Genomic DNA, 22476 nt, shown 5'->3' on the forward strand with positions numbered 1-22476 from the left:
GCAGGCGTCCAGCCGGCGAAGCCTCGAAACGGACCCATCGAACGACCGAATCATCCGATGACAACCACGGAGGTATCCATGTTCACCAAGCACCCCGGCGGCCTGCGCCTGCTCACCGTGCACGCGCACCCCGACGACGAGTCCAGCAAGGGCGGGGCCACCCTCGCCCGGTACGCCGCCGAGGGCGTGGAGGTCCTGGTCGCCACCTGCACCGGCGGCGAGCGCGGCTCGGTGCTCAACCCGGCCCTGGACCGGCCCGAGGTCCGGGCCGACATCGCCCGGATCCGGCGAGAGGAGATGGCGGCCGCCCGCGAGATCCTCGGAGTGCGCCAGCACTTCCTCGGCTTCGTCGACTCCGGAATGCCCGGTCCGGACGAACCGGTGCCGGAGGGCTGCTTCGCCGCCCAGCCGGTCGAGGTCGCGGCGGCGCCGCTGGTCGCACTGATCCGGGAGTTCCGCCCGCAGGTGGTGGTCACCTACGACGAGACCGGCGGGTACCCGCACCCCGACCACGTGATGACCCACCAGGTCACCGTCGAGGCCTTCGAGGCCGCCGCCGACCCGGCGCGCTACCCCGAGGCGGGCGAGCCCTGGCAGGCGTCCAAGCTCTACTACCACCTGGCGCTCTCCCGGGCCTGGTTCCAGACCCTCCACGACGCCATGACGCAGCGCGGGGTGCCCTCCGGCATGGGCGAGTTGCTCGCCGGATGGCCCGACACCCCGCCCGCTCTGGCCACCACCACCCGGATACCGTGCGCCGAGCAGTTCGTCGTACGGGACGCGGCGATGCTGGCGCACGCCACCCAGGTCCAGCCGGGCGACGCGTTCATGGCCCACCCGCGGGACATCGAGCGCGAGGTCTGGCCGACCGAGGACTACCACCTGGCCCGGAGCCTGGTGCCTGCGCCTGCGGTCGGTGGGGCGGCCGGTGCGGGAGCCGTCGAGACCGACCTGTTCGCCGGGATCAGGTCGGGGGAGGGGGTGGGGTGAGCCGTCGGCGGGGCGTCGCTACGCCGTTGGGCCGTCGCTCGGTCGGTTCCGGCCTGGCAGGTCCTTGCCCGGCCGGCCGCCGGTCAGCACTGGCTGTCGGCGAGCACGTAGTAGCGGGGGCCGGTCTGCTTCAGGGTGTGGGTGACGAAGGTGTTCCAGAGCCCCATGTTCTGGCCCGAGCCGAGGGCGTAGGCCAGTCCACCGCTCTGGGTGGCGCGGCCGGCCAGGACCTGGTCGTAGTTGCTGGCGGTGAAGCACTGGGGAGCGCCGCCCGGGGTGGTCGCCGTGACCGTCGCGGACCGGGCGCCCACCGTGCCGGAGGCGTCGACGGCCGCCACGGTGTAGCCGTACGTGGTGCCGGCGGTGAGTCCGGTGTCGGTGAAGGCCGTGCCGGTGGCACTGCCGACCTGAGTGCCGTCGCGGTAGACCCGGTAGGAGGCCGCGCCGCTGACGGACTGCCAGCCGAGGGAGACGGAGGTGGCAGCGGTCGGCGTCGCGGTCAGCCCGCTCGGGGCGGGCAGGCCGGGGGAGGTGGGCCCGGTACCGCCGTCGAGGCCCCAGAACTGCGCGGTGTAGTAGCTGGAGCAGATCGTGTCGAGGAAGTAGGCGCCGGTCGCCCCGCACTGGTCGGTGCCGGAGCCCGGGTGGACGGCCAGTCCGTGGCCCATCCCGCTGACCGTGAACAGCGCCACGGCGGGCCGCCCGGACGCGTCGGCGTAGAGCTCCTGGGTGGTACTGCCAGGAAGGCTCCGGGTGCCGGTCGGCCGGCGGTCGACGCCCTGGACGTTCGTCCACTGGTCGCGCAGTTCGGTCGCGTTCACCGGCCGGACGGTGGTGTCGGCGCTGCCCTGCCAGATCGCCACCCGGGGCCACGACCCGGTGTAGCCCGGGTACGCGGCCCGGACCTTGTCGCCCCACTGCGCCGGGGTGAGCCCCTGGTCGGTGTTCTGGCAGCCGGAGGCGGCGCTCTGGGTGGTGGCGCAGTGGGCGGGCAGGCCGGAGTCGATCGCCCCGCCGGCGAACACATCGGGGTAGTCGGCCAGCAGGTCGGCGGCCATCCCGCCACCGGCCGAGAGCCCGGTGACGAACACCCGCTGGGCGTCCGAACCGTACAGAGCCTTCGCCTTGGTCACCATCTCGGCGACCGACTCCGCCTCGCCGACGCCCCGGGCGTCCTTGCCCGCGTCGAACCAGCTGAAGCAGGAGAGGCTGTTGTTGGCGCTGCCGGTCTGCGGGAACACCACCGCGAAGCCGTACTGGTCGGCGAACTTGGTCCAGCCGGAGTTGCGGTAGTAGTCGGTGGCGCTCTGCACGCAGCCGTGCAGTGCCACCACCAGGGGAGCGCCGCCCGGCAGTCCGGCGGGGGTGTAGGTGTACATCGCGAGGTTGCCCGGGTTGGCGCCGAAGCCGGTGACCTGCTGGAAGGTACCGCTCGGGGTGTCGGTGACGGCGGCGGTACCCGCAGCGGGGGCGCCGGGGGCGGCGGCTGTGATGGCAGCGGTGGCCGGTACGGGCGCGGCGGTGGCGACCGCCAGGGCGGCGGCCGTCAACAGCGCGGCGGCGACGGGGCGCAGAGGCATCGAGACTCCTGGGTGGGGGAGGAGTGGGGGCGGATGCCGTGCAGCGTGGCGCGCCGCGCACCGCTGAGCCATGTGGTGGTCATCCGAGGCCCACCGCCCGGGCATGGCGCGGAGCACCATACGGCCGTGCCCCGTAGGGCACTTGAGACCTGTCAGCGGACCGGGCAGGTTGATCCCATGACGACTTCTGAGATCGACTCCGGCGAGCAGCAACCTTCGGCCGGCCTGGAGCAGCGCACCCGGACCCACACCTGGACGGCCGGTCCGCCGATCGCCGAGTACACCCACCTGACCGGGGAGGAGATCCTGCTGGAGTGGATCGCCGGGCGCATCCCCGAGCCCTCGATCTGCAGCACCATGGGCTTCCACCTGATCGAGGTGAAGCCGGGAACGGCGGTGTTCGAGGGCCACCTCGGCGACCACCTGCAGAACCCGATGAACACCGTGCACGGCGGGTACCTGGCCACCCTGCTCGACTCGGCGCTCGGTTGCGCCGTGCTGAGCAGGCTGCCGGCCGGGGTGGGCTACACGACCACGCAGTTGAACGTCCACATGCTGCGCCCGCTGTTCGCGGACTCGGAGCCGGTGCGCTGCGAGGGAGAGGTGCTGCACCTGGGCCGGACGATGGCGACCGCCGAGGCGCGGGTGGTCGGGGTGGCGGACGGCAAGCTCTACGCGCACGCCACCACCACCTGCGCGATCCTGACGCCCCGCCCGGCGGTCTGACGGGGCGGCCCCGGCCGCCTCGGCGACCGGGGCGCGAGGCCGGTCGAACGCGGTGAACGCGGTGAACGCGGTGAACGCGATGCACTGCTGAACGCGGTGAACCCGGAGGCGTGGGCAGGGAGGTTCAGAGGGCCGCGAGCAGCCCGAAGAACGCGAGCAGGCCGCAGATCCCGAAGTTGACGAGCTTGTGGGAGAGGAACACCGCCGCGAACTCGCGGATGGTCGCGCTCGGCCAGTAGTACCTGGCGGTGGGCGAGCCGAAGACGTGTCCGTTGACGCCGGTCTTGCGGGCCATCAGTGCGGCCCGGAAGGCGTGGAAGTTGTTGGTGACCACGACGCAGCGGTAGCCGGGCTTGGCCCGCTCCATGATCGCCTTGCTGAGGAGCAGGTTCTCCTCGGTGGTGCGCGAGCGGTCCTCCCGCTCGATGTGCTCGGCCGGGAAGCCGCGTTCGACCAGGTAGTCGGCCATCGCGTGGGACTCCGGCAGCTTCTCGTCCGGGCCCTGGCCGCCCGAGGTGATCAGCACCGGCGGGTTGCCGCGCGCGGCCTGCTGCTCGTACACCTCGCGGCCCCGGTTGAGCCGGCTGGCCAGCAGCGGCGGGACGCGCTCGCCGCCGATCAGTCCGGAGCCGAGCACGACCACGAAGTCCACGTCCCGGCGCGGCCGGTGGCGGCCGTAGAGGAAGGCGTAGCCGACGAAGCAGACGAAGAGGAAGGAGACGTAGAGGACCACCAGAAGGGCGGTGCCCGCCAGGACGGCCAGTCGCCGGGAGCCGGTCACGAGGGCGGCGAGCAGCAGCACGTTGACGGCGATGATGCCGAGCCCGGCGAGCAGCGACAGCAGGTTGGCCGGCCGCATGCCCTCCTTGCGGATCATGGTCATGCCGTTGGAGAGCAGGAACCAGATCAGGGCCAGCGTGCCGACGGCCGGCAGCAGGAAGATGGCCGCCGCCACGATCTCCACCACCAGGGTGGGCGCCTTGCGGAGTTCGGCGAGCAGGGCGAGGGAGAGCAGCGAGACGGCGATGCCGAGGAGGACGGCGTTGCTGAACTGGCGACGGTCGCGCAGTACCCCGACTCCGAACAACAGGAAGAACAGGGCGGCTGGGGCATAGGCGATCATGCTTCGTATCGTAGGCGGTTCACGCGAACGGCTCACTGGTACGAACGATCCGGTGCCGGCCCTCCAGGCGGCTGGCGCCCGGGCCTCGGTGGCCGAGATCGGCGACTGTTCCTGCAGGACGAAGCCCTGGACAAAGGAGCTCCGAAGGAGCTCAGCAGGTAGGTGGTCAGCGCCGCACCCGGCTGTTCCGCCTCGGCCTCGCCCTGTCCACGCTCGGCTCCGCCGTCGCCGCGCTCGCCGGGGCGATCGGCATGCTGGCCGGCGCCCGGATGCTCCAGGGCGTCGGCGCCGCGCTGCTCACCCCGGGCGGCCTCGCCCTGCTGCGTCACGTCTTCACCGACGAACGCGAGCGCGCCGAGGCGATCGGCACCTGGTCGGGGTCTCCGCCGTCCTGGTCGCCGTCCTGCTCGGCGGGACCAGGCCGGTCGCCCCGCCGTCCGGCGCCGCCGGCCCGCGGCCGCCGCAGCGGGCGGAATCGAGAAGGTCGGCGGGGTCGGTGGAGCCGACGGAGCGGGCCGAGGCGCGCCCGCCCGTACGGCCCGCCGAGCCTGACCGACCGCCGTGGTGGCCGCCGTGGTGGCGGCCGGTCAGTGGATCCCCTCGACCGCCGCCTGCGCCGCGCGGGCGAGCTCACGCCGGGCGCCGGCCCGGGTGGGCTGTGGGGTGGGCGGTGGGATCGGCGGCAGGAAGGTCACCTCGGCGACCAGCCCGCGCGCCGCGACCACCCGGGCGAGCGAGGTGAGCAGCCCGTCGTCCCCGATGAAGGCGGGGACGCTGGTCGGGCGCCCGTCGGCCAGTCGGTAGCGGATCGTCACCGGCTGGACGAAGGCGCCCGCCGCCACCGCGGCCTGGAACAGTGCGGGCCGGAACCGGCCGCTCTCCCGCCCGCACCAGGTCGAGCCCTCCGGGAAGACGATCACCGGGTGCCCGGAGCGCAGCACCTCGGCCACCGCCGCCACCGTGTCCGGCAGCGTCCGCAGTCGGTCGCGGTCCAGGAAGACGGTGCCGCCCCAGGCGACCAGCCGCCCGAGCACCGGCCACTGCCGGACCTCCGTCTTGGCCAGCGACCGGCCCGGCCGACCGGCCGCGAGCAGCGGGATGTCCAGCCAGGACACGTGGTTGGCCACCACGAGCACCCCGCCGCCGCCCGGGCCGCCGCCCGACCCGGTGAGCTGGACGGTCACCCCGAGGGTGCGCAGCACGAGGCGCGCCCAGAGCCGGACCAGCCGGTCCCGGCCGCCCTGCGGGAGCAGCCGGGCGGGGAGGCTGAGCACGACGCCGGCCAGGACGGCCGCCAGACAGGCCGTCAGCCGCAGCACCCGCCGGGGGTGGGAGACCTCGGGCGACGGTTCGGCCAGGCAGGTCTCGGGCCGGCAGGGCGCCGTCGGCAGCCAGACGCTCACGAGGCGGCGCCCAGGCCCGGCAGCCCGGAGAGGAAGTGCCGCAGGTAGCGCGGGTCGGTGCGCTCCAGCGACAGCAGCACGTACAGGTCGGCGCAGTCGAAGTCCGGGTCGTATGCGGGCTCGCCGCAGACCCAGGCGCCGAGCCGCAGGTAGCCGCGGAGCAGGGGCGGCAGGGCGCCGCGCTCGGCGCGCGGCACGCCGGTGGCGTCCCAGCGGCGGTGCGGGGTGACCCGGTACTCCTCGGGGGCGAGGTGCTTGGCGCTGACGGTGTCCCAGACCCGGGCGGCGGTGGCGCCGCCGTCCTCCAGGCCGATCGAGCAGCAGCCGCCGACCCAGGTGTTGCCGGTGTCGGCGAGGTAGCGGGCGATGCCGCCCCACATCAGGTTGATGACGGCGCCGTTGCCCCGATGGTCCGGGTGGATGCAGGAGCGCCCGAGCTCGACCAGGCCGGGGCGGACGGGCGCCAGGGCGGAGAGGTCGAACTCGCCCTCCGAGTACAGCCGTCCGGCCCGCCGGGCGGCCGCGGGGCGCAGCAGCCGGTAGGTGCCGACGACGGTGCCGTGCTCGCCCTCGCGGACCAACAGGTGGTCGCAGTACTCGTCGAGGGCGTCGATGTCCAGGCCGGCGACGGGGCTGTGCAGGACGGCGCCCAGCTCGGCGGCGAACACCTGGTGGCGCAGCCGCTGGGCGGCCCGGACCTCGTCCTCGTCGCGGGCGAGGGAGACGGTGTAGGCGGCGGGCGCCGCGGTCGGGGTCGCGGCCGGGGTCGGGGCGGCGGGGCGGGGGGCGGGGACCGCCGGGGCGTCGTGGGTGGGGGCGACTGCGGACGGAGCGTACGTGGGGACGGTGGTCATGGCGGACCCTCCAGGGCAGCACGATCGGCGGTGCCGTGGATCGCCAGGGCACCGTCCCGGTCCGCAGGCGGTTGGGCGTGGACGCGAACCGGTCGAGGTATGTCTCTCCGAGTCGGTTGGCATCCACGTTGCGGCACGGCGGAGCGCAGATGTGCACCTGTTGAATGGGACCACCCGTGGCCTGCCGGTCATCTGCCTGGCACCGGGCGCTCGTTCGCAGGGGGTGGACAACGGGGGCGTGCGGATGCACCGCACGCCCCCGCCCCGTTGTCCCGTCCCGCTCCCGTCCGGTCCGGGTCAGGCCCCGTCCCGGTTCGGGAAGCTAGTACGCCCGCCAGCCCTCCGGGTCGAGGCCGCCCGGGACGGCGGCCTCCGGGCCGTACGGTTCGCGGGTGTAGACGAAGGAGCCGATGTCGAGGTGGCCGACCGTGCCGTCGGCGGTGCGGACCACCCGCAGGGTCTCCCCGGCGTAGTAGTTGTCCAGGCCGATCCAGGTGCCGTCCGCCTCGGGGCGGAAGCGCGAGCCCCGGCCGGCGCCGGAGAGCGGGGCGAGCTCCAGGACGCGGTCGGCCCGCAGCCGCAGGACGTTCGGCGCGGCGCCCCAGTACCAGGGGCCGGTCAGCGCCGTCAGCTCCGGGTCCACCTCGGGCAGCGGCCGCCAGGGCGCGGGCAGCCGGGGCTCGTGCGCGGCGGTGAGCGCGATCAACTCGGCCGCCAGGGCGGCGTTGACGCCGCTGGTGGCGTTGGCCAGGGTGAACGCGGCCAGGCCGTCGGCCTCGCTGATCCACAGGGCGGCCGTGAACCCCGGCATCGAGCCGGTGTGTCCGTACAGCAACCGGCCCTCGTGGCGGCGCAGTTGCAGGCCGAGGCCGAAGGTGTTGGTCCACTCGGCGTCGTCCGGGGCGACGGCGGGGCGGCGCATCTCGGCGAGGGTGTCGGCGGACAGCACCTTGTCGTCCCCGGCGGCGAGGAAGACGGCCCACCGGGCCAGGTCGGCGCCGGTGGACCAGAGTTGGCCGGCCGGGCCCATCAGACCGGTGTCGGTGAGCGGTTCCGGCTGCATGACGTCCGCCCACGGGTGGACGGCGAAGCCCCCGGCGTGCGGGAGCGCGGGCAGCAGCGTGGTGCGGTCCATGCCGAGCGGGGCCAGCACCTCCCGGCGCAGCACCTCGCCCCAGGGCTCCCCGCGCAGCTTCTCCACCAGGGCACCGAGCAGCGCGTAGCCGGGGTTGGAGTAGTGGTGGCGCCGTCCGACCGGGTGCTTGAGCGGGCGTTCGGCCTCCAGGAGGTCGTCGAGGCGGGGCCGCAGCGAGCCCTCCGTCCGCTCCCACCACGGGCCGGGGGTCTCGGCGGCGAGCCCGGCGGAGTGCGAGAGCAGCTGGGCGATGGTCGCGCCGTCGGCCGGGGTGCCGGGCAGGTGGCGGGAGAGCGGGTCGGCGAGGTCGAGCAGGCCCTCGTCGCGCAGCCGCAGCACCAGCACCGCGACGAAGGTCTTGGTGATCGAGCCGATCCGGTACTGGACGTCCGGGGTGGGCGCGTGGCCGTCGACCATGCTGCGGGCGCCGCTCCACACCGGTCGCCCGTCCCGCACCAGGCCGGCGACGAGCGAGGGCGTACGGGCCTCGGACTGGGCGACGGCGATCCGGTGCAGCAGGGCGCGGCGGGTGGTGGGGAGCAGGTCCGCGGGCAGGTCGGTCATGTGGTCTTCGAAACTCATCGACATGTGGACGGACAGTAGTCCAGCCCGGCGCCGGGCCCGGGCCGATTTTCTCGCGGGGTGACGACCCCTCGGCCCGGTGGCCCCGTCAGCCCCGGCGGTGGCAGCTACGGCAGTTACGGCAGCGGCGGCAGCTCCGGCCGTTCCAGCCAGGCCTCGAAGAGCGGGCCGAGCGGCGCCGGGGTGTAACGGGCGGCGTGCGCCCGCAGGTCGGCGGTGTCGACGACGCCGTGCCGGTGGATGCTCGTCCAGTCCCGCAGCATCGCGAAGAAGGCCTCGTCGCCGAGCGCCCGCCGCAGCGCGTGCACGAGCAGGCCGCCGCGCTGGTACAGCCGGTCGTCGAACATCAGCTTCCGGCCCGGGTCGCCGAGGTTCAGGTCCTGCGGCAGCCCGGCCAGGAGGTGGTGCGCGGCGGCGGCGTGCACCGCCGCCCCGGGGCCGCCGGTGTGCTCCGACCAGAGCCACTCCGCGTACTTGGCGAAGCCCTCGTTGAGCCAGATGTGCCGCCAGTTCGCGATCGTGACGCTGTTGCCGAACCACTGGTGGGCCAGCTCGTGGGCGATCAGCCGCTCGCGCTCCCAGCCGCCGCCGAGGTGGTTGGTGCCGAAGGTGGCGACGCCCTGCGCCTCCACCGGGACGTCCAGCTCCTCGTCCGCGACGACCACCGCGTACTCGCCGAACGGGTACGGCCCGAACACCTCGCCGAAGTACGCCGCCATCTCCGGCTGCCGGGAGAAGTCCCGGGCGAAGCCGGTGGCCAGGCGCTCCGGCACGTACCCGGTCTGCGGCACGGCCGGGCGCGCGGCCAGCGGCACCGCCCGGTAGTGCCCGATCGACACCGTCACCAGGTACGTCGGGGTCGGCGCGCTCTGCTCGTACACCCAGGTGGTGCTGGACGCGCGGGTGGTGCGGGTCAGCAGCCGGCCGCTCGCCACGACCGTGAACGGGGAGGGCGTGGTGACCGCCAGCTGGTAGGTCGCCTTGTCGGCGGGCCGGTCGTTGCAGGGGAACCAGGACGGCGCGCCGACCGGCTGGCTGGCCACCAGCGCACCCTCGGTCAGCTCCTCCCAGCCCAGGCCGCCCCACGGGCTGCGCACCGGGCGCGGGTTGCCGGTGTAGTGCACTTCGACGGTGAAGGCCGCGCCCGCCGAGAGCGCCTTCGCCGGACGGATCCGCAGCTTGCCGCCGCGGTGGGTGTAGCGGGCGGCCCGGCCGTCGACCAGCACCCGGCCGATCCGGAATTCGGCGAGGTCGAGCGCGAACTCGGCCAGGGCCGCGTCCGTCACCGCGCTCAGCCGGGCCGAGCCGGCCAGCCGGTTGGGCCCGGGCCGGTAGTCCAGCGCCAGCTCGTAGCGGTGCACCCGGTAGCGGTGGTCACCGCTGTTCGGGAAGTACGGGTCCGGGGCGCCGGCGGCGGCCGGGGCGTGCTTGGGCTTCACGGGGACGTGCGCTTCCTGCGGGCCGGGACGACTGCTGGTCGGGGTGGTGCTGCTCGTCGGGATGGTGCTGCTGGTCGGGGTGGTGCTGCTCGGCGTGGTCATGACGTGACCTGCCACGCCTCGATGGGGTTGCCCAGCCACCGGGTGTCGGCGGGGACGGACTCGGCACGCATCACCAGCGAGGCCGGGCCCAGCGTGCTGCGCGCGCCCACCGTGCTGCCGGGCAGCACGATCCCGCCCGGGCCCAGGGTGGCGCCCTCGCGGAGGACCACAGTATCCATCCGCATGATCCGGTCGTGGAAGAGGTGGGTCTGCACGACGCAGCCCCGGTTGATGCTCACCCCGTCACCCAGGGTGACCAGGTCCGCCTCCGGCAGCCAGTAGCTCTCGCACCAGACCCCGTGCCCGACCTCGGCGCCGAGCGCCCGCAGCCACAGGTTCAGCACCGGCGTGCCCGGCACCGCGCCGACCAGCCACGGCACCGCCAGCATCTCCACGAAGGTGTCCGCCAGCTCGTTGCGCCACACGAAGCCGCTCCACAGCGGGTGCTCCACCGCCCGGAAGCGTCCGACCAGCAGCCACTTCGCCGCCACCGCCACCAGGCAGGCCACCGCGCCGGCCGCCAGCAGCACCGCACCCGACAGCAGCGCGGCGCCCAGCGGCGAGCCCGCGGCCAGCCAGGACAGCGCCGCCACCGTCAACAGGCCCAGCGCGCCCGAGGCCAGCACCGGCACCACCCGGCCCAGCTCGACCAGCCCGCGCGCCCACAGCAGCCGGGCCGGCGGCTCGTACGTCAGGCTCTGGTCGGCCTGGTCCGCCGAGCGCGGCAGCCGCATCGGCGGCATGCCCAGGTACGAGCCGCCCTTCTTCGCCTTCGCCGGCGTCGCCGACAGCACGCCCACCAGGCCGCGCTTGGGCACCGAGCGGCCCGGCGCGGTCATCCCCGAGTTGCCCAGGAACGCCCGGTCGCCGACCTTCGCCTCGCCGAGCCGCACCCAGCCGCCGCCCAGCTCGTACGGCGCCATCAGGGTGTCGTCGGCCAGGAACGCGCCGTCACCGACCGTGGTCAGGCTGGGCAGCGCCAGCACCGTCGACACCTCGGAGCCCCGGCCGACCCGCATCCCGAGCGCCCGCAGCCACAGCGGGGTGACCAGTCCGGCGTACAGCGGGAACAGCACCTCCCGGGCCCGGTCCATCAGCTGGGTGACCATCCACGCCTGCCAGCCGACCCGGCCGTGCAGCGGATGCACCCCGGGCACCAGGCCGACACTCAGCAGCCGGACCAGGGCGAGCAGCTGAGCTGCGTACACCGCGCCGTACGCCAGGGTCGCGGGCAGCAGGCCGAGCAGGGCCCCGCCGAGCGCCGGGCCGAGCTGGTCGCCCTGGTGGACGAAGCGGGAAAGTACGGCGAGGGCGGCGAGGGCGGGCAGCGCCGGGAGCAGGCCGAGCACGGCACCGCCGGCGCCGTACATCGCCGCCCAGCGGGCCCGGCGCCGGGGGCGCTCCTTGGGCCAGGCGCGCTCGGCGCGGCCCAGTTTGGCGGCGGGCGCGCCGCCCCAGCGCTGGCCGGTCGGGACCTGGCCGGTGACGGTGGAACCGGCCACCACCTGGGCGCGCTTGCCGACCCGGGCGCCGGGCAGCAGCGTCGAGCGGGTGCCGACCACGGCGCCGGAACCGACCTTGACCTGGCCGATCAGGAGCCGGTCGCCGTCCAGCCAGTAGCCGCACAGGTCCACCTCGGCCTCGACCGCGCAGCCGCGGCCCAGCTTCAGCAGCCCGGTGACCGGCGGGAGCGAGTGCAGGTCCACCTCGGGTGCCACCTTGCAGCCCAGCGCGCGGGCGTATCGCACCAGCCAGGCGCCGGACAGCGAGGTCGCGCCGCTGAGCTCGGCGAGCCGCTCGGCCGCCCAGAGCCGCAGGTGGACGGCGCCGCCGCGTGGGTGGCTGCCCGGGCGAAGACCGCGCAGCAGCAGCCGGGCGCCGCCCGCCGAGACCGCCAGCCGGCCCGCCGGGGTGTACAGCGCGAGCGCCCCCGCGCCCACCCACCACCAGGAGGCGGCGGGCGCCCACGGGTGGTTCCCGAGGTGGGCGAGCAGGTTGCCGGCCGCCAGCAGGGCGACCGTCCAGCGCAGGCCGACCACGGTGAACAGCGGGACCAGCAGGAGCAGCTGCAGCAGCTTGGCCCTGGTCGGCACCAGGGAGACGGTCCGGGCCTCGACGCCGTCGGCGGCGGTGCTCTCCAGGTGCCGGGCCAGCTTGCGCAGCGTCGGGTGCTGGTAGATGTCCAGCACGGCCGCGTTCGGGTAGCGGGTGCGCAGCAGGGTGGTGAGTCGGGCGGCGGCCAGGCTGCCGCCGCCGACCGCGAAGAAGTCGTCGCGCGGGCCGCCGACCTTGACGCCGAGGATCTCGGCCCACTGTTCGGCCAGCCAGGCCTCGGTGCCGTACAGCTGCTCGCTCGGGCCCGCGGCCTCCAGCTCGGGCAGCGGCCAGGGCAGGGCCGCCCGGTCGACCTTGCCGGAGGTGCGGGTGGGCAGCGTGTCGACGGCGGCGAGCAGCGGGACGAGGGCGGCGGGCAGTTCGGCGCGCAGCCGCTCGACGGCCTGCTCGCGGTCGAAGTCCTCCTGGGCCACCAGGTAGCCGACCAGCAGCTGGTTGCCGCCGCGGGCGGTGCGGACGGCCGCGGCCGCGCCCGCCACACCGGGCAGGGCCTGCAGCGCCGCGTCGACCTCGCCGAGTTCGATCCGGCGGCCGCCCAGCTTGATCTGCTCGTCGGTTCGGCCGAGGAACAGCAGGCCCGCCGGGTCGGCCTGGACCAGGTCACCGCTGCGGTAGGCGCGCTCCCAGCCCAGCGAGGGCAGCGGGGCGTACTTCTCGGCGTCCTTCTCCGGGTCGAGGTAGCGGGCCAGGCCCACCCCGCCGATCACCAGCTGGCCGGTGCCGCCGGGGGCGACCGGCTCGCCGGCCTCGTCCACCACGGCGAGGTCCCAGCCGTCCAGCGGCAGGCCGATCCGCACCGGGCCCTCGCCGGTCAGCAGGGCGGCGCAGGCGACCACGGTGGCCTCGGTCGGGCCGTAGGTGTTCCAGACCTCGCGGCCCTCGGTGACCAGGCGCTGCACCAGCTCGGGCGGGCAGGCCTCGCCGCCGAAGATCAGCAGCCGCACCTCGTTGAGCGCCTCGGCCGGCCACAGCGCGGCCAGGGTCGGCACGGTGGAGACCACGGTGATCTCCTGCTCGGCCAGCCACGGGCCGAGGTCGGCGCCGCTGCGCACCTGGGAACGGGGGACGGGCACCAGGCAGGCGCCGTGCCGCCAGGCCAGCCACATCTCCTCGCAGGAGGCGTCGAAGGCCACCGACAGTCCGGCCATCACCCGGTCGCCCGGGCCGATCGGCTCCTCCTGGAGGAAGAGCGCGGCCTCGGCGTCCACGAAGGCGGCGGCGTTGCGGTGGGTGACGGCGACGCCCTTGGGCTTGCCGGTGGATCCGGAGGTGAAGATGATCCAGGCGTCGTCGGCGGGGGTGGGGCGGTGCTCGGCGGCGGCCTGGCGTCCGGTGAGGGTCTGGCGTTCGGTGGCCGTGCCGAGGGTGCACCCGGCGCCGAGCACGGCGGCGACGCCGGCCTCGCCGAAGACCAGCTCGGCGCGCTCGTCCGGGTCCTCCGCGTCCACCGGGACGTAGGCGGCCCCGGCGGCGAGCACGGCCAGGATCGAGACGTACAGGTCGTTGGTGCCGGAGGGCACGCGCACGCCCACCCGGTCGCCCGGGCCGATCCCGGCGGAGGCCAGTCGGCGGCGCAGCCGGGCGACCTCGGCGGCCAGCGCGCGGTAGCTGAGCACGGTGCGGCCGTCGTCCAGGGCGGGCTCGTCGGGGTGGGCGCGCACGGTGGCGTCCAGCACGTCGACCAGGGTGCGCGGTGCGGCGGCCGGACGGCCCGGGAACAGGGCCGCTGCGGTCGGACGGCTGGGCTCCGCCGGCCGGCTCGGTTCGGTCGGCTGGAGCGGTTCCGTCGGCTGGTCCGGTTCGGTCCGCTGACTCGGTTCAGCTGTCATGGCAGCGCCTGCGCTCCTCGTCCTCGCCCCGGTCCCGATCGATGCCCGGCCCTTGGGGGCGGTGGGAGCACTCGCCGTAACCGGGTGACCCCACTCCGGGGCCGGAGCGGACAACCTGACCGATGGTAGCCCCGGGTGACGGACGGCGTACGGGGCGAATTTCGACCCAACTCGGCGAAGAGTGACCGAATCTGACACGTTGTCAGGTGACAACTACAGTCTTGTGGAATTGATGTGACGGAACATCAGTCGAATTGACGGATCGTCAGGTCGAATCCCGGATCGTGATCCATGCCACAGCGAATACTGCTCCCTTCGGGTGGCAGGCCCGGTGTTTCGGCCATTTCGCGGCTCGGGCGACGGATTCGCGTGCTCCTCGACGCCGAGCCGGACGCCCGCCGCCCTGGGCTCGGTCCAGGGCGGCGGGCGCCCCGCCGGGACGGGCCCCGGCTCTCTCCTGGTAGTGCTTTGCCAGGTGGTGTCGTAGGGCTGCCACGGGGCGGGTTGTCGGCAGGTGGGGCCGTGGCCGGTCCAGGTGGCGATGAGGTGTTGGAGGAGGTCCAGGGCCCGGCCGAAGGTCAGGCCATCGTGGAGTCCACCGAGATGTCCCAGTCGATGTGCACCCGGCCTCGTCCGGCTCGTTGTCCAGACTCGCCGATCCGTCCGGCTCAAGTTGGCCCTCCGGGTGCCCGAACGAGGCTCGCCGGGCGCCGGGCGGGCGAATCGCGGACGGACCGTAGCGGGCGCGCCGCGCACGGTGCATGCCGGGCGGGGAACGGGGAACCCGGGCATCCGTGGGCCGCCATCCCGGCGGCGTCGGGGGAGCGAGGGCCGGAGGCCGAGGAGGAGGACGGCATGGGACGGATCGAGGAGTCGGTCGAGATAGCGGCGCCGCGCGGCGAGGTCTACGAGCGCTGGGTGCGGTGCGAGGAGTTCCCGCAGTTCATGCGCGGCGTGGTGAGCGTCGACGTGTCCGGGCCCGGGAACAGCAGTTGGGTGGTCGTGACGGCCGGCGGCCGCCGGGAGTTCGAGGCCGTGACCACCGAGGTCGTGGAGGGCGAGCGGGTCGCCTGGGACGGCGGGACCGGCCCGGTGCGCCACAGCGGCGTCGTCACCTTCCACCGGGTAGACGACCGGACCACCCGCGTCATGCTCCAGCTGGAGATCGAGCCGCACGGGCTCTGGGAGCACCTCGTCGAGGCGCTCGGCTTCGTCGACCGCCGCGTCATCGACGACCTGAACGACTTCAAGCACCACGTCGAGCGCGCCGCCGCGGGACCGGCGTCGTCCGCCTGAAGGCCCGGACGCCGGACGCCCGGACGCCGGGCGCCGCGGGCGGTTCCCGGATCCGTCGGCATGAAGCGCGGCATCCGGGGCAACCGACCCGTCACGACCAGCCGGGCCCGTACGACCTGGGCCCGGCCCGTGATGAGACGAACGGAGGCAGTCATGAACGAGCGCCGTGACATCTGGGAGTTCCGCACCGTCGCCGGGCACTCGGCCGGCACCGACCTCATCGGCTTCCACGTGGAGGCCGTCGACGGTCCGATCGGCAAGGTCGACAAGCTGTCCGAGGCGGTCGGCGAGCAGTACCTCGTCGTCGACACCGGCCCGTGGATCTTCGGCCGGCGCGTGCTGCTCCCGGCCGGCACCGTGACGCGGATCGAGATCGCCGAGCAGAAGGTCTACGTCGACCGGTCCCGGGACGAGATCAAGAACAGCCCCGACCTCGACGACGACGGCCCGGACGGCGCGCCGGACGGTGACTACGACGCCCGCCGACGGTTCGGGCCGTACTACGACGCGTTCTACGGCGGCCGGATCTTCTGACTCGGTGCGCCGCCCCACTCGGTACCGCCGGACGCGCCGGACACCACACACGCACGGGCCGGGACAGCCTGCGGCCGTCCCGGCCCGAACGAACCCGGGAAAGGGGAAACGCCCCGTGGAATGCCCGGCCACCCGGATCACCATGCGACTGATGACCGGCGACGAACGCAGCCGACTCCTGGAGGTCGGCTGGTCCCACCAGGGCGCGTTGTCTTTTCCCCCTTTGGCGCGGCTGGTGCCGGGGGTGGGTCGGTGCAGGCGCCGGCCAAGCAGATCAGGCGACAGTCATATGATCGGCCGGACAGTTCCTAGGCGGCCCGGGGAGCGATCCGGGGCGGCGCCCAGTCGGCGTGCTTCAGGACGGTCCGGACCATCACGCCGGGCGGGGTGAGCCGGATCGCGACGTTGCGCAGCCCGACCGCCAGGGGGTTGGCCAGCTGCTGGCCCATCCGGCCGGCCCGGCGGGCGTCCCGGGCGACGGTCTGGCTGCGCGGCCGTCGGGTCGCGTCGTACTCGGCGAGCGCGGCCTCGACCGTCCGCGCCCCGGCGAGCGCCGCCGCCAGGGTCACCGCGTCCTCCAGGGCCTGGCAGGCGCCCTGGCCGAGGTGCGGCGTCATGGCGTGCGCCGCGTCCCCGAGCAGGGCGATCCGGCCCGCGACGAAGGAGGGCAGCGGGGTGGCCAGCACGTTGACGTCGTGGTGCAGCACCGCCTCCGGGCGGGTGGCGGCCAGCAGTGCGGGGATCGGGTCGTGCCAGCGCGCGAAGCGGCGGCGGACCTCGGTCAGCGGATCGCGGTAGCGGACCCCGGCCGGGGCGTTGAGGACGGCGTGCCACTCGGCCGTGCCGTCCGGGAAGGCGATGTGGCCGAACTCGGCGCCGTGGCCCCAGGTGAGCTCGAAGTCCGCTGTCAGGCCGTCGACCGGGCGCTCGGTGATCGCCCGCAGGACCGTCGAGCCGCTGTACGCCGGGCCGGGGTGAGCGGGGAAGAGGAGGCGTCGGAGGCGGCTGTTGATGCCGTCGGCCGCCACGACGAGGTCGGCGTCCAGGACGGTGTCGCCGTGGCGGACCCGGACCCGGGACGGGTCGGTGGTGTCGACCTCGGTCACCTCGGCGCCGATCACCAGGGACTCGGCGGGCAGGGCGTCGCGCAGGATCCGGTGCAGGGCGGCGCGCGGGATGCCGACGATCGGCGCGCCCAGCTCCCGCTCCAGCGCCGCCCCGTCCATCACCGCGAGCCGACGGCCGTCGGGGGTCCGGGTGCCCCCGGTGTACTGGCGGCGCGCGGCCACCTCGATCGCCTCGCCGACCCCCAGCGCGGCGAGCGCGCGCATCCCGTTGGCGGCCAGCGAGATGCCGGCGCCCGCATCGTCCAGGACGGCTGCCCGCTCGACCACCGTCACCTCCCAGCCCGCCAGCCGGAGTCCGATCGCGGTCGCCAGCCCGCCGATCCCGCCGCCGACCACCACCGCGCTGTTGCTGCTCATGCCCGGTCCTCCCGTGTTGCCGCGCTGTTTTTCTACAGCTGTAGAAGGTGCTGTGGGGGGAGCGTACTACGGGCTTATCGGCGGCCGTCCGCCCGGGGGCGGGTGGTGGTGGCAGCGGTGGTGGTCGGCGTCGGGCAGGCGGGTCTTCGGCCCGGGCGTCCACCGGCCTGCCGCTCCCGGGCCGGTTTCCCGGTGGCGGGGATGGTGCCGGTAGAAAGGGGGGATGCGGCGAGATGAGGAGCAGGGGCGGCCGGACCGGCGGACGGTGCTGGCGGACGCGGCGATCGGGGTGCTGGCGGACCTGGGGGTGCGCGGGCTGACCCACCGGGCGGTGGATGCGGCGGCGGGGCTGCCGGTGGGGACCACCTCGGCCTACCTGCGGACCCGGCAGGCGCTGCTCACCGCGCTGGTGCGGCGGCTCGTGGAGCTGGACCAGGGCGAGCTGCAGACGATGGGGGAGCAGGTGCCCGTCCGCTCGGCGGAGGAACTGGCCGACGGAATCCGCGCGCTGATGCGGCACCGGCTGACCGGCGAGGGGCGGCGGCGCTCGCTCGCCCGGTACGCGTGTGCGGTGGAGAGCGTGCGCGATCCCGAGCTGCGGGAGATCCTCGTCCCGCGTGAGAACGCGGGACGCGCCGCCGTCCGTGCCTTCCTGGCCGAACGGGGCGTGCCGGACCCGGACGGCCGGACCGGCACGCTACTCGCCTGCGTGGACGGTCTGGTCTTCGACCGGCTGGTGGGCGAAGGGGAGCCGGAGGCGGACGAGATCGAGGGGCTGGTGGCGGCCGCCCTGCGCGGGGCGAGTGCCGGTTAGGGCATGGCCGGTCGGGGGAAGGCCGGTGCCCTGTTCGGTGGACCTGGCGCGCGGCTCGGCGGTGGTCCGGCCGCCGAAGGCCTCCTGGCTGCCGGCTCGGTCCCCTTCTCCCGGATCGGCGGGCGGGTGCCTCCCGGCCTCTGGTGTCCAGGCCGGGCGGCCGGCCGCGTACCCGTCATGGGCCTCCGTGCTCGGCATGAGCCAACTCGGCGGCGTAGCCGGCGAGCAGGATGCGGAGCGTGCGGTGGAAGCACTGCTCGGAGTCGAGGCCCTCGCCGGTGGCGAAGGCGCGGGCGAGGTGGGGGTAGGCGGTCTGGTCCAGGGCGGCGAACTGTTCGGGTCGGGGCTCGGTGCCCTCGTGGTGGGGCGTCTCCCCGACCTCGCCGAGGGTGTGCCCGATGGTCCACCGGACCACGGAGTTGAGCACGTCGAGCGCGTCACCGAGCGGGACACCGCCGTCGTGGAGCACGGCGATGCCGCGTTCCAGTAGGGCGAGGGCGGCCGGGGTGGCGGCCGGGCGGGTGGCCAGGACGGTGAGCATGGCGGGGTGGGCGAGCAGGAGGCGGCGCAGCTCGACCGCGAACTCCCGGACGACCTCGGTCCACGGCCCCTCGGGCTCGGCGAAGAGGGCCCCGGCCGACAGCTCCAGCAGGCGCTCGACCATGCCGTCGAGCAGGGCGGCCTTGCTGGGGACGTAGTAGTAGAGAGTCATGCCCTCGACGCCGAGGGCCGCGCCGAGCTTGCGGTTGGAGAGCGCGGCGAGGCCGTGCTCGTCCACGTAGGCGAGAGCGGCGTCGATGATCTTCTCGCGGGTCAGGCCCGACCTCGGGCGTGTGCGTCGGCTCGGCATCTGCTCCTCCTGAGCCCCGGGTGTCACCGGGGCGGTTCCACCGCGGTCTTGACAACTCTTGCAGTGCAAGAAAACAATACTCGACGTCAACTTCTTGCACTGCAAGAAACATGCTGGGGAGGACGTCATGCAGCTCGTCGCCGTCATGGTGCGCAAGCTCAACGAGGGTGTGGAGTACGGGGAGTTCCGCAAGGCCTGGATCCCGGACGAGGTGTTTCCGGACGACCCCCGCACCCGGGTGATCAGTGCCACCGCCCTGGAGGACTCGCGGGAGATCATCACCATCGCGCTGATCGAGGGCGATCACGGTCCGGAGTCCATGCAGGCCTGGATGGAGCGGCTCGCCCCGGTCGAGGAGCGTCGCTTCGAGCGGATCAAGCACCTCGTCGGCCCGCCGACCCTGAACACGGTCTACCAGGTGGTCGCCGAGGACAATCTCTCGCAGCCGATCGCGGAGTGAAGACGCGCTCCGGCTGCCGGCCCGCCGTCGGTCGGGCGTCGAGCCGGCGCCGGCCGGGCTTCGGGGGAATGGCCTGCGAAGGGGCGAAATCTGGCGAAACCTCAGGGCAATGAACCGTCAAGTCGGTTCATTAACAGAATATTCCGCCGTGCACAGAATCGTCCGCGGAGAATTTCCGCTGCACCGAGGTCTTCACACGGAGTTCTCCGGCTGACAGGCTGGGGCCGCCCTTTTCAGTACGGAGGAGGTTCCTTGTCCCGCATATCCACGTTGGCCGGAGCAGTCACCTGCGCCCTCGCCCTTGTCACCGGTTCCGCCGTCGCTGCCTCGGCGGCCCCGGTGGACCAGGCCCCGAGCCTGGCCGAGGCGAAGGTCGACCCTGTCGCCTGGACCCCGTGCAACCCCGATCCGAGCAAGCCGGACCCGGGCATTTACGACTGCGCCGTCTACCCCGTGCCGCTGGACTACGACAATCCGTCGGGTGAGAAGATCGGCATCGCCATGATGCGGCGGCGGGCGAGCGATCCGTCGAAGCGGATCGGTTCGCTCTTCCTCAACCCTGGCGGCCCGGGCGGCAGTGGCTACCTGTGGGCGACGACCAGCCGTTTCGGCCCCGAGGTGCAGTCCAAGTTCGACCTGATCGGCTTCGACCCGCGCGGCGTGGCCCGGAGCAACCCGCTCAAGTGCTTCAAGACCCAGGAGGACGCCGACGCGGTCAACAACCGCATGGTCGGCGTGCCGGTCACCAAGGCCGAGGTCAACGAGACGCTGGACGCGGACCAGGACTACACCGACGCCTGCAGCAAGAACGCCGGCCCGCTGATCGAGCACATGTCGACCATCAACGTGGTGCGCGACCTGGACCGGATGCGCCGCGCCGTCGGTGACTCCCAGCTCAGCTTCGCCGGGTTCTCCTACGGCACCCTGATCGGTTCGACGTACGCCAACATGTACCCGAACAAGGTCCGGGCGATCATCATCGACGGCAACGTCGACCCCAACCTGCGCCTGCACAACGGCCTGGAGTACGACCGCCAGCGCGCGGGCGGCTTCGAGCTGGCCCTGGACGAGTTCCTGAAGCGCTGCCAGGCCGCCGGCGCCCCGCGCTGCGCCTTCGGCGAGGGCGACACCCGGGCCAAGTTCGACCAGCTCCGCGACCACCTGCGGACCAGCCCGATCACGCTGGCGAACGGCTCCAAGGTGACGCTGAGCAGCTTCACCAGCGAGGTCGCCAGCGCCCTGTACTCGCAGGCCAAGCTGGCCCCGCTGGCCAAGTCGCTGCAGGCGACCTACCAGGCGCTGCAGAAGCCGAACGCCGCCACCCTGCTGGCCCCGAAGGCGAACGTCGCGGACGAGGACGCCAACGTCCTCTCGGTGGACGTCCCGCGGGCCCTGCGGGAGGCCCCGGCCGACTCCGAGTACACCGCCGACGACTCCTACCTGGGCGTCAACTGCCAGGACAAGCCGTACCCGTCGAACGACCGGGTGTTCGCGAACGTGGCCAAGAGCTGGGAGCAGGAGTCTCCGACCTTCGGCCGCTACCAGGCCTTCGACGCGCCCGCGTGCGCGAGCTGGCCGGCCCCGGCCCGGGACGCCGAGCGCTTCTCCGGCCCGTGGAACAAGAAGACCTCCAACACCGTGATGGTGATCGGCAACCTCTACGACCCGGCCACCCAGTACAAGTTCGCCCAGCGGATGCAGCAGGAGCTGGGCAACGCGGTGCTGGTCAGCGTCGACTCGATCGAGCACTGCGCCGTCGGCCGCAGCAAGGCGCTGAACGAGCTGGTCACCCGCTACCTGGTGGACGGCACCGCGCCGAAGCCCGGCCAGCTGCTGAAGCCGGACGCGGAGATCTTCCCGGCGGTCTGACGGGCCGGCCTCCGGGCGCCTGACGGACGAGCCAACAGTCGTGGTGGTCGGCGGCCTCGCCGGCCACCGCGATCGTGCTTTCCGGCCGAATGTGCGGATCGCCCGGACAATGCGGCAGAAGATCGTCATCGAACCTCCTGTGCAGTGGATTCCCCCCAGTCGTCGGCGACCATAGCCGATGCCACTGACAATGGAGTCGGGAAGTTCGACGGAGATCACGGCCGGTACTTCTCAGCGGAAATGGCGGGGATGCGGGGATGCGGGATGGCATCCCCGCATCCCCGCCATTTCCGACCCCCGCGCCCGCTCCCGCTATGCGGCCTGTTCGGCCTGCTCCTCGATGACCCGCCCGTCCCGGAGCTCGATCACGCGGTCGGCGAGCCCCATCAGCGTCGGGTCGTGGGTGGCGACCAGCACCGTGACGCCCTCGCTGCGCACCACCGCGCGCAGCAGCTCCATGATCGAGCGGCCGGTCTCGGAGTCCAGCTGACCGGTGGGCTCGTCGGCGATGATCAGGCCGGGTTCGTTGGCCAGGGCGCGGGCGATGGCCACGCGCTGCTGCTGGCCGCCGGAGAGCTCGCCGGGGCGCTGGTTGGCGTGGTCGGCCAGGCCGACCAACGCCAGCAGGGCGTGGGTGCGTTCCTCGCGCTCGGCGGAATCGACCTTGCGCAGTCGCATCGGCACGCCGACGTTCTCCGCGGCGGTGAGCATCGGGATCAGCCCGAAGGACTGGAAGACGAAACCGATCCGCTCCCGACGCAGGGCGAGTCGGCCGTCCTCGTTCAGTCCGCCGAGTTCGGTGCCGTCGATGGCGATGCTGCCGCCGGTCGGGGAGTCCAGGCCGCCGACCAGATTGAGCAGGGTCGTCTTGCCGGAGCCGGACCGGCCCTTGAGGGCGGTGAGTTCGCCGCGGCCGACGGTGAAGGAGATGCCGCGCAGGGCGTGCACGGTCCGCTCGCCGGTGCCGAAGCTGCGTCGGAGGTCGGTCACGGTGACCATCGGCTCGGTGGCCGTGGTCCCGGCCGCGGCCGGGCTGGTGGCTGAGCCGGCGGCGGTTGCGGCCTGATCCGGTGTCATGCGGCGTCCCCCTGTGGGCGTGGTGAGCCGGTTCCCTTCGATCTCTACGGATACGCGAGCTCCGCTGGTTCACGTTCCCGGGGAGAAAACGAGAGGGCGGAGTTCGTCGGCCAAGGGAGAGCGGTGGAGCCGGATTTGTGAAGTGTGCATGGCATTTCAACGGGGCATCCCCGGCGGGATGTTATCCAATGAAAGGAATTTGCTCACTGGTTAC

At 73.6% G+C, this 22476-nt stretch carries 17 protein-coding genes and 1 pseudogene; 8 read left to right on the forward strand and 10 right to left on the reverse strand.

Annotated features, from left to right (window positions below; genetic code table 11):
* Window positions 1-78 precede the first annotated feature (78 nt).
* Window positions 79-990, forward strand: coding sequence for a mycothiol conjugate amidase Mca (gene mca / locus BX285_RS21020; RefSeq protein ID WP_121176374.1), 912 nt, complete (start codon window positions 79-81; stop codon window positions 988-990).
* A gap of 83 nt (window positions 991-1073) precedes the next feature.
* On the opposite strand, the gene BX285_RS21025 is transcribed toward mca, so the two are convergent.
* The gene (locus tag BX285_RS21025; protein WP_121176376.1) at window positions 1074-2570 is read right to left on the reverse strand and encodes a PHB depolymerase family esterase; all 1497 of its coding nucleotides are present in this window, start codon (window positions 2568-2570) and stop codon (window positions 1074-1076) included.
* A gap of 177 nt (window positions 2571-2747) precedes the next feature.
* Here BX285_RS21025 and BX285_RS21030 point away from each other — a divergent pair, with 177 nt between their 5' ends.
* A complete protein-coding gene (locus tag BX285_RS21030; protein WP_097239397.1) occupies window positions 2748-3296 on the forward strand; it encodes a PaaI family thioesterase in 549 nt (182 codons plus the stop codon).
* Window positions 3297-3420: 124 nt separating this feature from the next.
* Here the strand turns inward: BX285_RS21030 and BX285_RS21035 are convergent, their stop codons facing one another.
* Complete coding sequence (locus tag BX285_RS21035; RefSeq protein ID WP_121176379.1) at window positions 3421-4419, reverse strand: YdcF family protein; 999 nt, start codon at window positions 4417-4419, stop codon at window positions 3421-3423.
* Between the two features lie 182 nt (window positions 4420-4601).
* Here BX285_RS21035 and BX285_RS39510 point away from each other — a divergent pair.
* A pseudogene (locus tag BX285_RS39510) lies at window positions 4602-4787 on the forward strand (MFS transporter); the annotation flags it as partial.
* A gap of 219 nt (window positions 4788-5006) precedes the next feature.
* Here the strand turns inward: BX285_RS39510 and BX285_RS21045 are convergent.
* The 5 genes from BX285_RS21045 to BX285_RS21065 all read right to left on the reverse strand — a co-directional run bounded on the left by BX285_RS21045 (window position 5007) and on the right by BX285_RS21065 (window position 13878).
* A complete protein-coding gene (locus tag BX285_RS21045; protein ID WP_121176381.1) occupies window positions 5007-5822 on the reverse strand; it encodes a 1-acyl-sn-glycerol-3-phosphate acyltransferase in 816 nt (271 codons plus the stop codon).
* A complete protein-coding gene (locus BX285_RS21050; protein WP_121176384.1) occupies window positions 5819-6676 on the reverse strand; it encodes a GNAT family N-acetyltransferase in 858 nt (285 codons plus the stop codon). The genes BX285_RS21045 and BX285_RS21050 overlap by 4 nt, the downstream gene beginning before the upstream one ends.
* A 322-nt stretch (window positions 6677-6998) precedes the next feature.
* Window positions 6999-8393, reverse strand: coding sequence for a serine hydrolase (locus BX285_RS21055; RefSeq protein WP_259470613.1), 1395 nt, complete (start codon window positions 8391-8393; stop codon window positions 6999-7001).
* A gap of 116 nt (window positions 8394-8509) precedes the next feature.
* Entirely contained in the window at window positions 8510-9934 is a 1425-nt protein-coding gene (locus BX285_RS21060; protein WP_121176389.1) for a M1 family metallopeptidase, read from the reverse strand.
* Window positions 9931-13878 (reverse strand): Pls/PosA family non-ribosomal peptide synthetase, encoded by a 3948-nt coding sequence (locus BX285_RS21065; RefSeq protein WP_121176391.1) that lies wholly within the window; start codon window positions 13876-13878, stop codon window positions 9931-9933. The genes BX285_RS21060 and BX285_RS21065 overlap by 4 nt, the downstream gene beginning before the upstream one ends.
* A gap of 855 nt (window positions 13879-14733) precedes the next feature.
* On the opposite strand from BX285_RS21065, the gene BX285_RS21070 reads away from it, so the two are divergent.
* Both BX285_RS21070 and BX285_RS21075 read left to right on the forward strand, forming a co-directional pair.
* Window positions 14734-15174 carry an SRPBCC family protein gene (locus BX285_RS21070; RefSeq protein WP_121176394.1) on the forward strand — a complete coding sequence of 147 codons (441 nt, stop codon included), beginning with the start codon at window positions 14734-14736 and terminating at the stop codon, window positions 15172-15174.
* Window positions 15175-15327: 153 nt separating this feature from the next.
* Window positions 15328-15708 (forward strand): PRC-barrel domain containing protein, encoded by a 381-nt coding sequence (locus BX285_RS21075; RefSeq protein WP_121176396.1) that lies wholly within the window; start codon window positions 15328-15330, stop codon window positions 15706-15708.
* Window positions 15709-16016: 308 nt separating this feature from the next.
* Here the strand turns inward: BX285_RS21075 and BX285_RS21080 are convergent, their stop codons facing one another.
* A complete protein-coding gene (locus BX285_RS21080) occupies window positions 16017-17192 on the reverse strand; it encodes an FAD-dependent monooxygenase (RefSeq protein ID WP_121176398.1) in 1176 nt (391 codons plus the stop codon).
* Window positions 17193-17415: 223 nt separating this feature from the next.
* Here BX285_RS21080 and BX285_RS21085 point away from each other — a divergent pair, with 223 nt between their 5' ends.
* Complete coding sequence (locus BX285_RS21085) at window positions 17416-18006, forward strand: TetR/AcrR family transcriptional regulator (RefSeq protein ID WP_097239407.1); 591 nt, start codon at window positions 17416-17418, stop codon at window positions 18004-18006.
* A gap of 175 nt (window positions 18007-18181) precedes the next feature.
* On the opposite strand, the gene BX285_RS21090 is transcribed toward BX285_RS21085, so the two are convergent.
* Entirely contained in the window at window positions 18182-18856 is a 675-nt protein-coding gene (locus tag BX285_RS21090; protein WP_183107119.1) for a TetR/AcrR family transcriptional regulator C-terminal domain-containing protein, read from the reverse strand.
* Between the two features lie 127 nt (window positions 18857-18983).
* On the opposite strand from BX285_RS21090, the gene BX285_RS21095 reads away from it, so the two are divergent.
* Window positions 18984-19316, forward strand: a complete 333-nt coding sequence (locus BX285_RS21095) for a hypothetical protein (protein ID WP_179852972.1) — start codon at window positions 18984-18986, stop codon at window positions 19314-19316.
* Between the two features lie 252 nt (window positions 19317-19568).
* Window positions 19569-21185: an alpha/beta hydrolase gene (locus BX285_RS21100; RefSeq protein ID WP_220783927.1), complete on the forward strand. Its 1617-nt coding sequence runs from the start codon at window positions 19569-19571 to the stop codon at window positions 21183-21185.
* 312 nt (window positions 21186-21497) lie between these two features.
* On the opposite strand, the gene BX285_RS21105 is transcribed toward BX285_RS21100, so the two are convergent.
* Window positions 21498-22262 (reverse strand): ABC transporter ATP-binding protein, encoded by a 765-nt coding sequence (locus tag BX285_RS21105; protein ID WP_121176404.1) that lies wholly within the window; start codon window positions 22260-22262, stop codon window positions 21498-21500.
* Window positions 22263-22476: the final 214 nt, after the last annotated feature.

Origin of the sequence: Streptomyces sp. 1114.5 (assembly GCF_003635085.1) — a bacterium.
Taxonomy (GTDB): Bacteria; Actinomycetota; Actinomycetes; order Streptomycetales; family Streptomycetaceae; genus Kitasatospora.

Excerpts from the sequence above, each read along its gene's own strand:
- BX285_RS21060 (WP_121176389.1), bottom strand. The coding sequence starts at position 9,934 with ATGACCACGCCGAGCAGCACCACCCCGACCAGCAGCACCATCCCGACG.
- BX285_RS21055 (WP_259470613.1), bottom strand. The coding sequence starts at position 8,393 with ATGAGTTTCGAAGACCACATGACCGACCTGCCCGCGGACCTGCTCCCC.
- BX285_RS21090 (WP_183107119.1), bottom strand. The coding sequence starts at position 18,856 with ATGCCGAGCCGACGCACACGCCCGAGGTCGGGCCTGACCCGCGAGAAG.
- BX285_RS21075 (WP_121176396.1), top strand. The coding sequence starts at position 15,328 with ATGAACGAGCGCCGTGACATCTGGGAGTTCCGCACCGTCGCCGGGCAC.
- BX285_RS21105 (WP_121176404.1), bottom strand. The coding sequence starts at position 22,262 with ATGACACCGGATCAGGCCGCAACCGCCGCCGGCTCAGCCACCAGCCCG.
- BX285_RS21035 (WP_121176379.1), bottom strand. The coding sequence starts at position 4,419 with ATGATCGCCTATGCCCCAGCCGCCCTGTTCTTCCTGTTGTTCGGAGTC.
- mca (WP_121176374.1), top strand. The coding sequence starts at position 79 with ATGTTCACCAAGCACCCCGGCGGCCTGCGCCTGCTCACCGTGCACGCG.
- BX285_RS21050 (WP_121176384.1), bottom strand. The coding sequence starts at position 6,676 with ATGACCACCGTCCCCACGTACGCTCCGTCCGCAGTCGCCCCCACCCAC.
- BX285_RS21065 (WP_121176391.1), bottom strand. The coding sequence starts at position 13,878 with ATGACAGCTGAACCGAGTCAGCGGACCGAACCGGACCAGCCGACGGAA.
- BX285_RS21025 (WP_121176376.1), bottom strand. The coding sequence starts at position 2,570 with ATGCCTCTGCGCCCCGTCGCCGCCGCGCTGTTGACGGCCGCCGCCCTG.
- BX285_RS21095 (WP_179852972.1), top strand. The coding sequence starts at position 18,984 with ATGCAGCTCGTCGCCGTCATGGTGCGCAAGCTCAACGAGGGTGTGGAG.
- BX285_RS21080 (WP_121176398.1), bottom strand. The coding sequence starts at position 17,192 with ATGAGCAGCAACAGCGCGGTGGTGGTCGGCGGCGGGATCGGCGGGCTG.
- BX285_RS21070 (WP_121176394.1), top strand. The coding sequence starts at position 14,734 with ATGGGACGGATCGAGGAGTCGGTCGAGATAGCGGCGCCGCGCGGCGAG.
- BX285_RS21030 (WP_097239397.1), top strand. The coding sequence starts at position 2,748 with ATGACGACTTCTGAGATCGACTCCGGCGAGCAGCAACCTTCGGCCGGC.
- BX285_RS21085 (WP_097239407.1), top strand. The coding sequence starts at position 17,416 with ATGCGGCGAGATGAGGAGCAGGGGCGGCCGGACCGGCGGACGGTGCTG.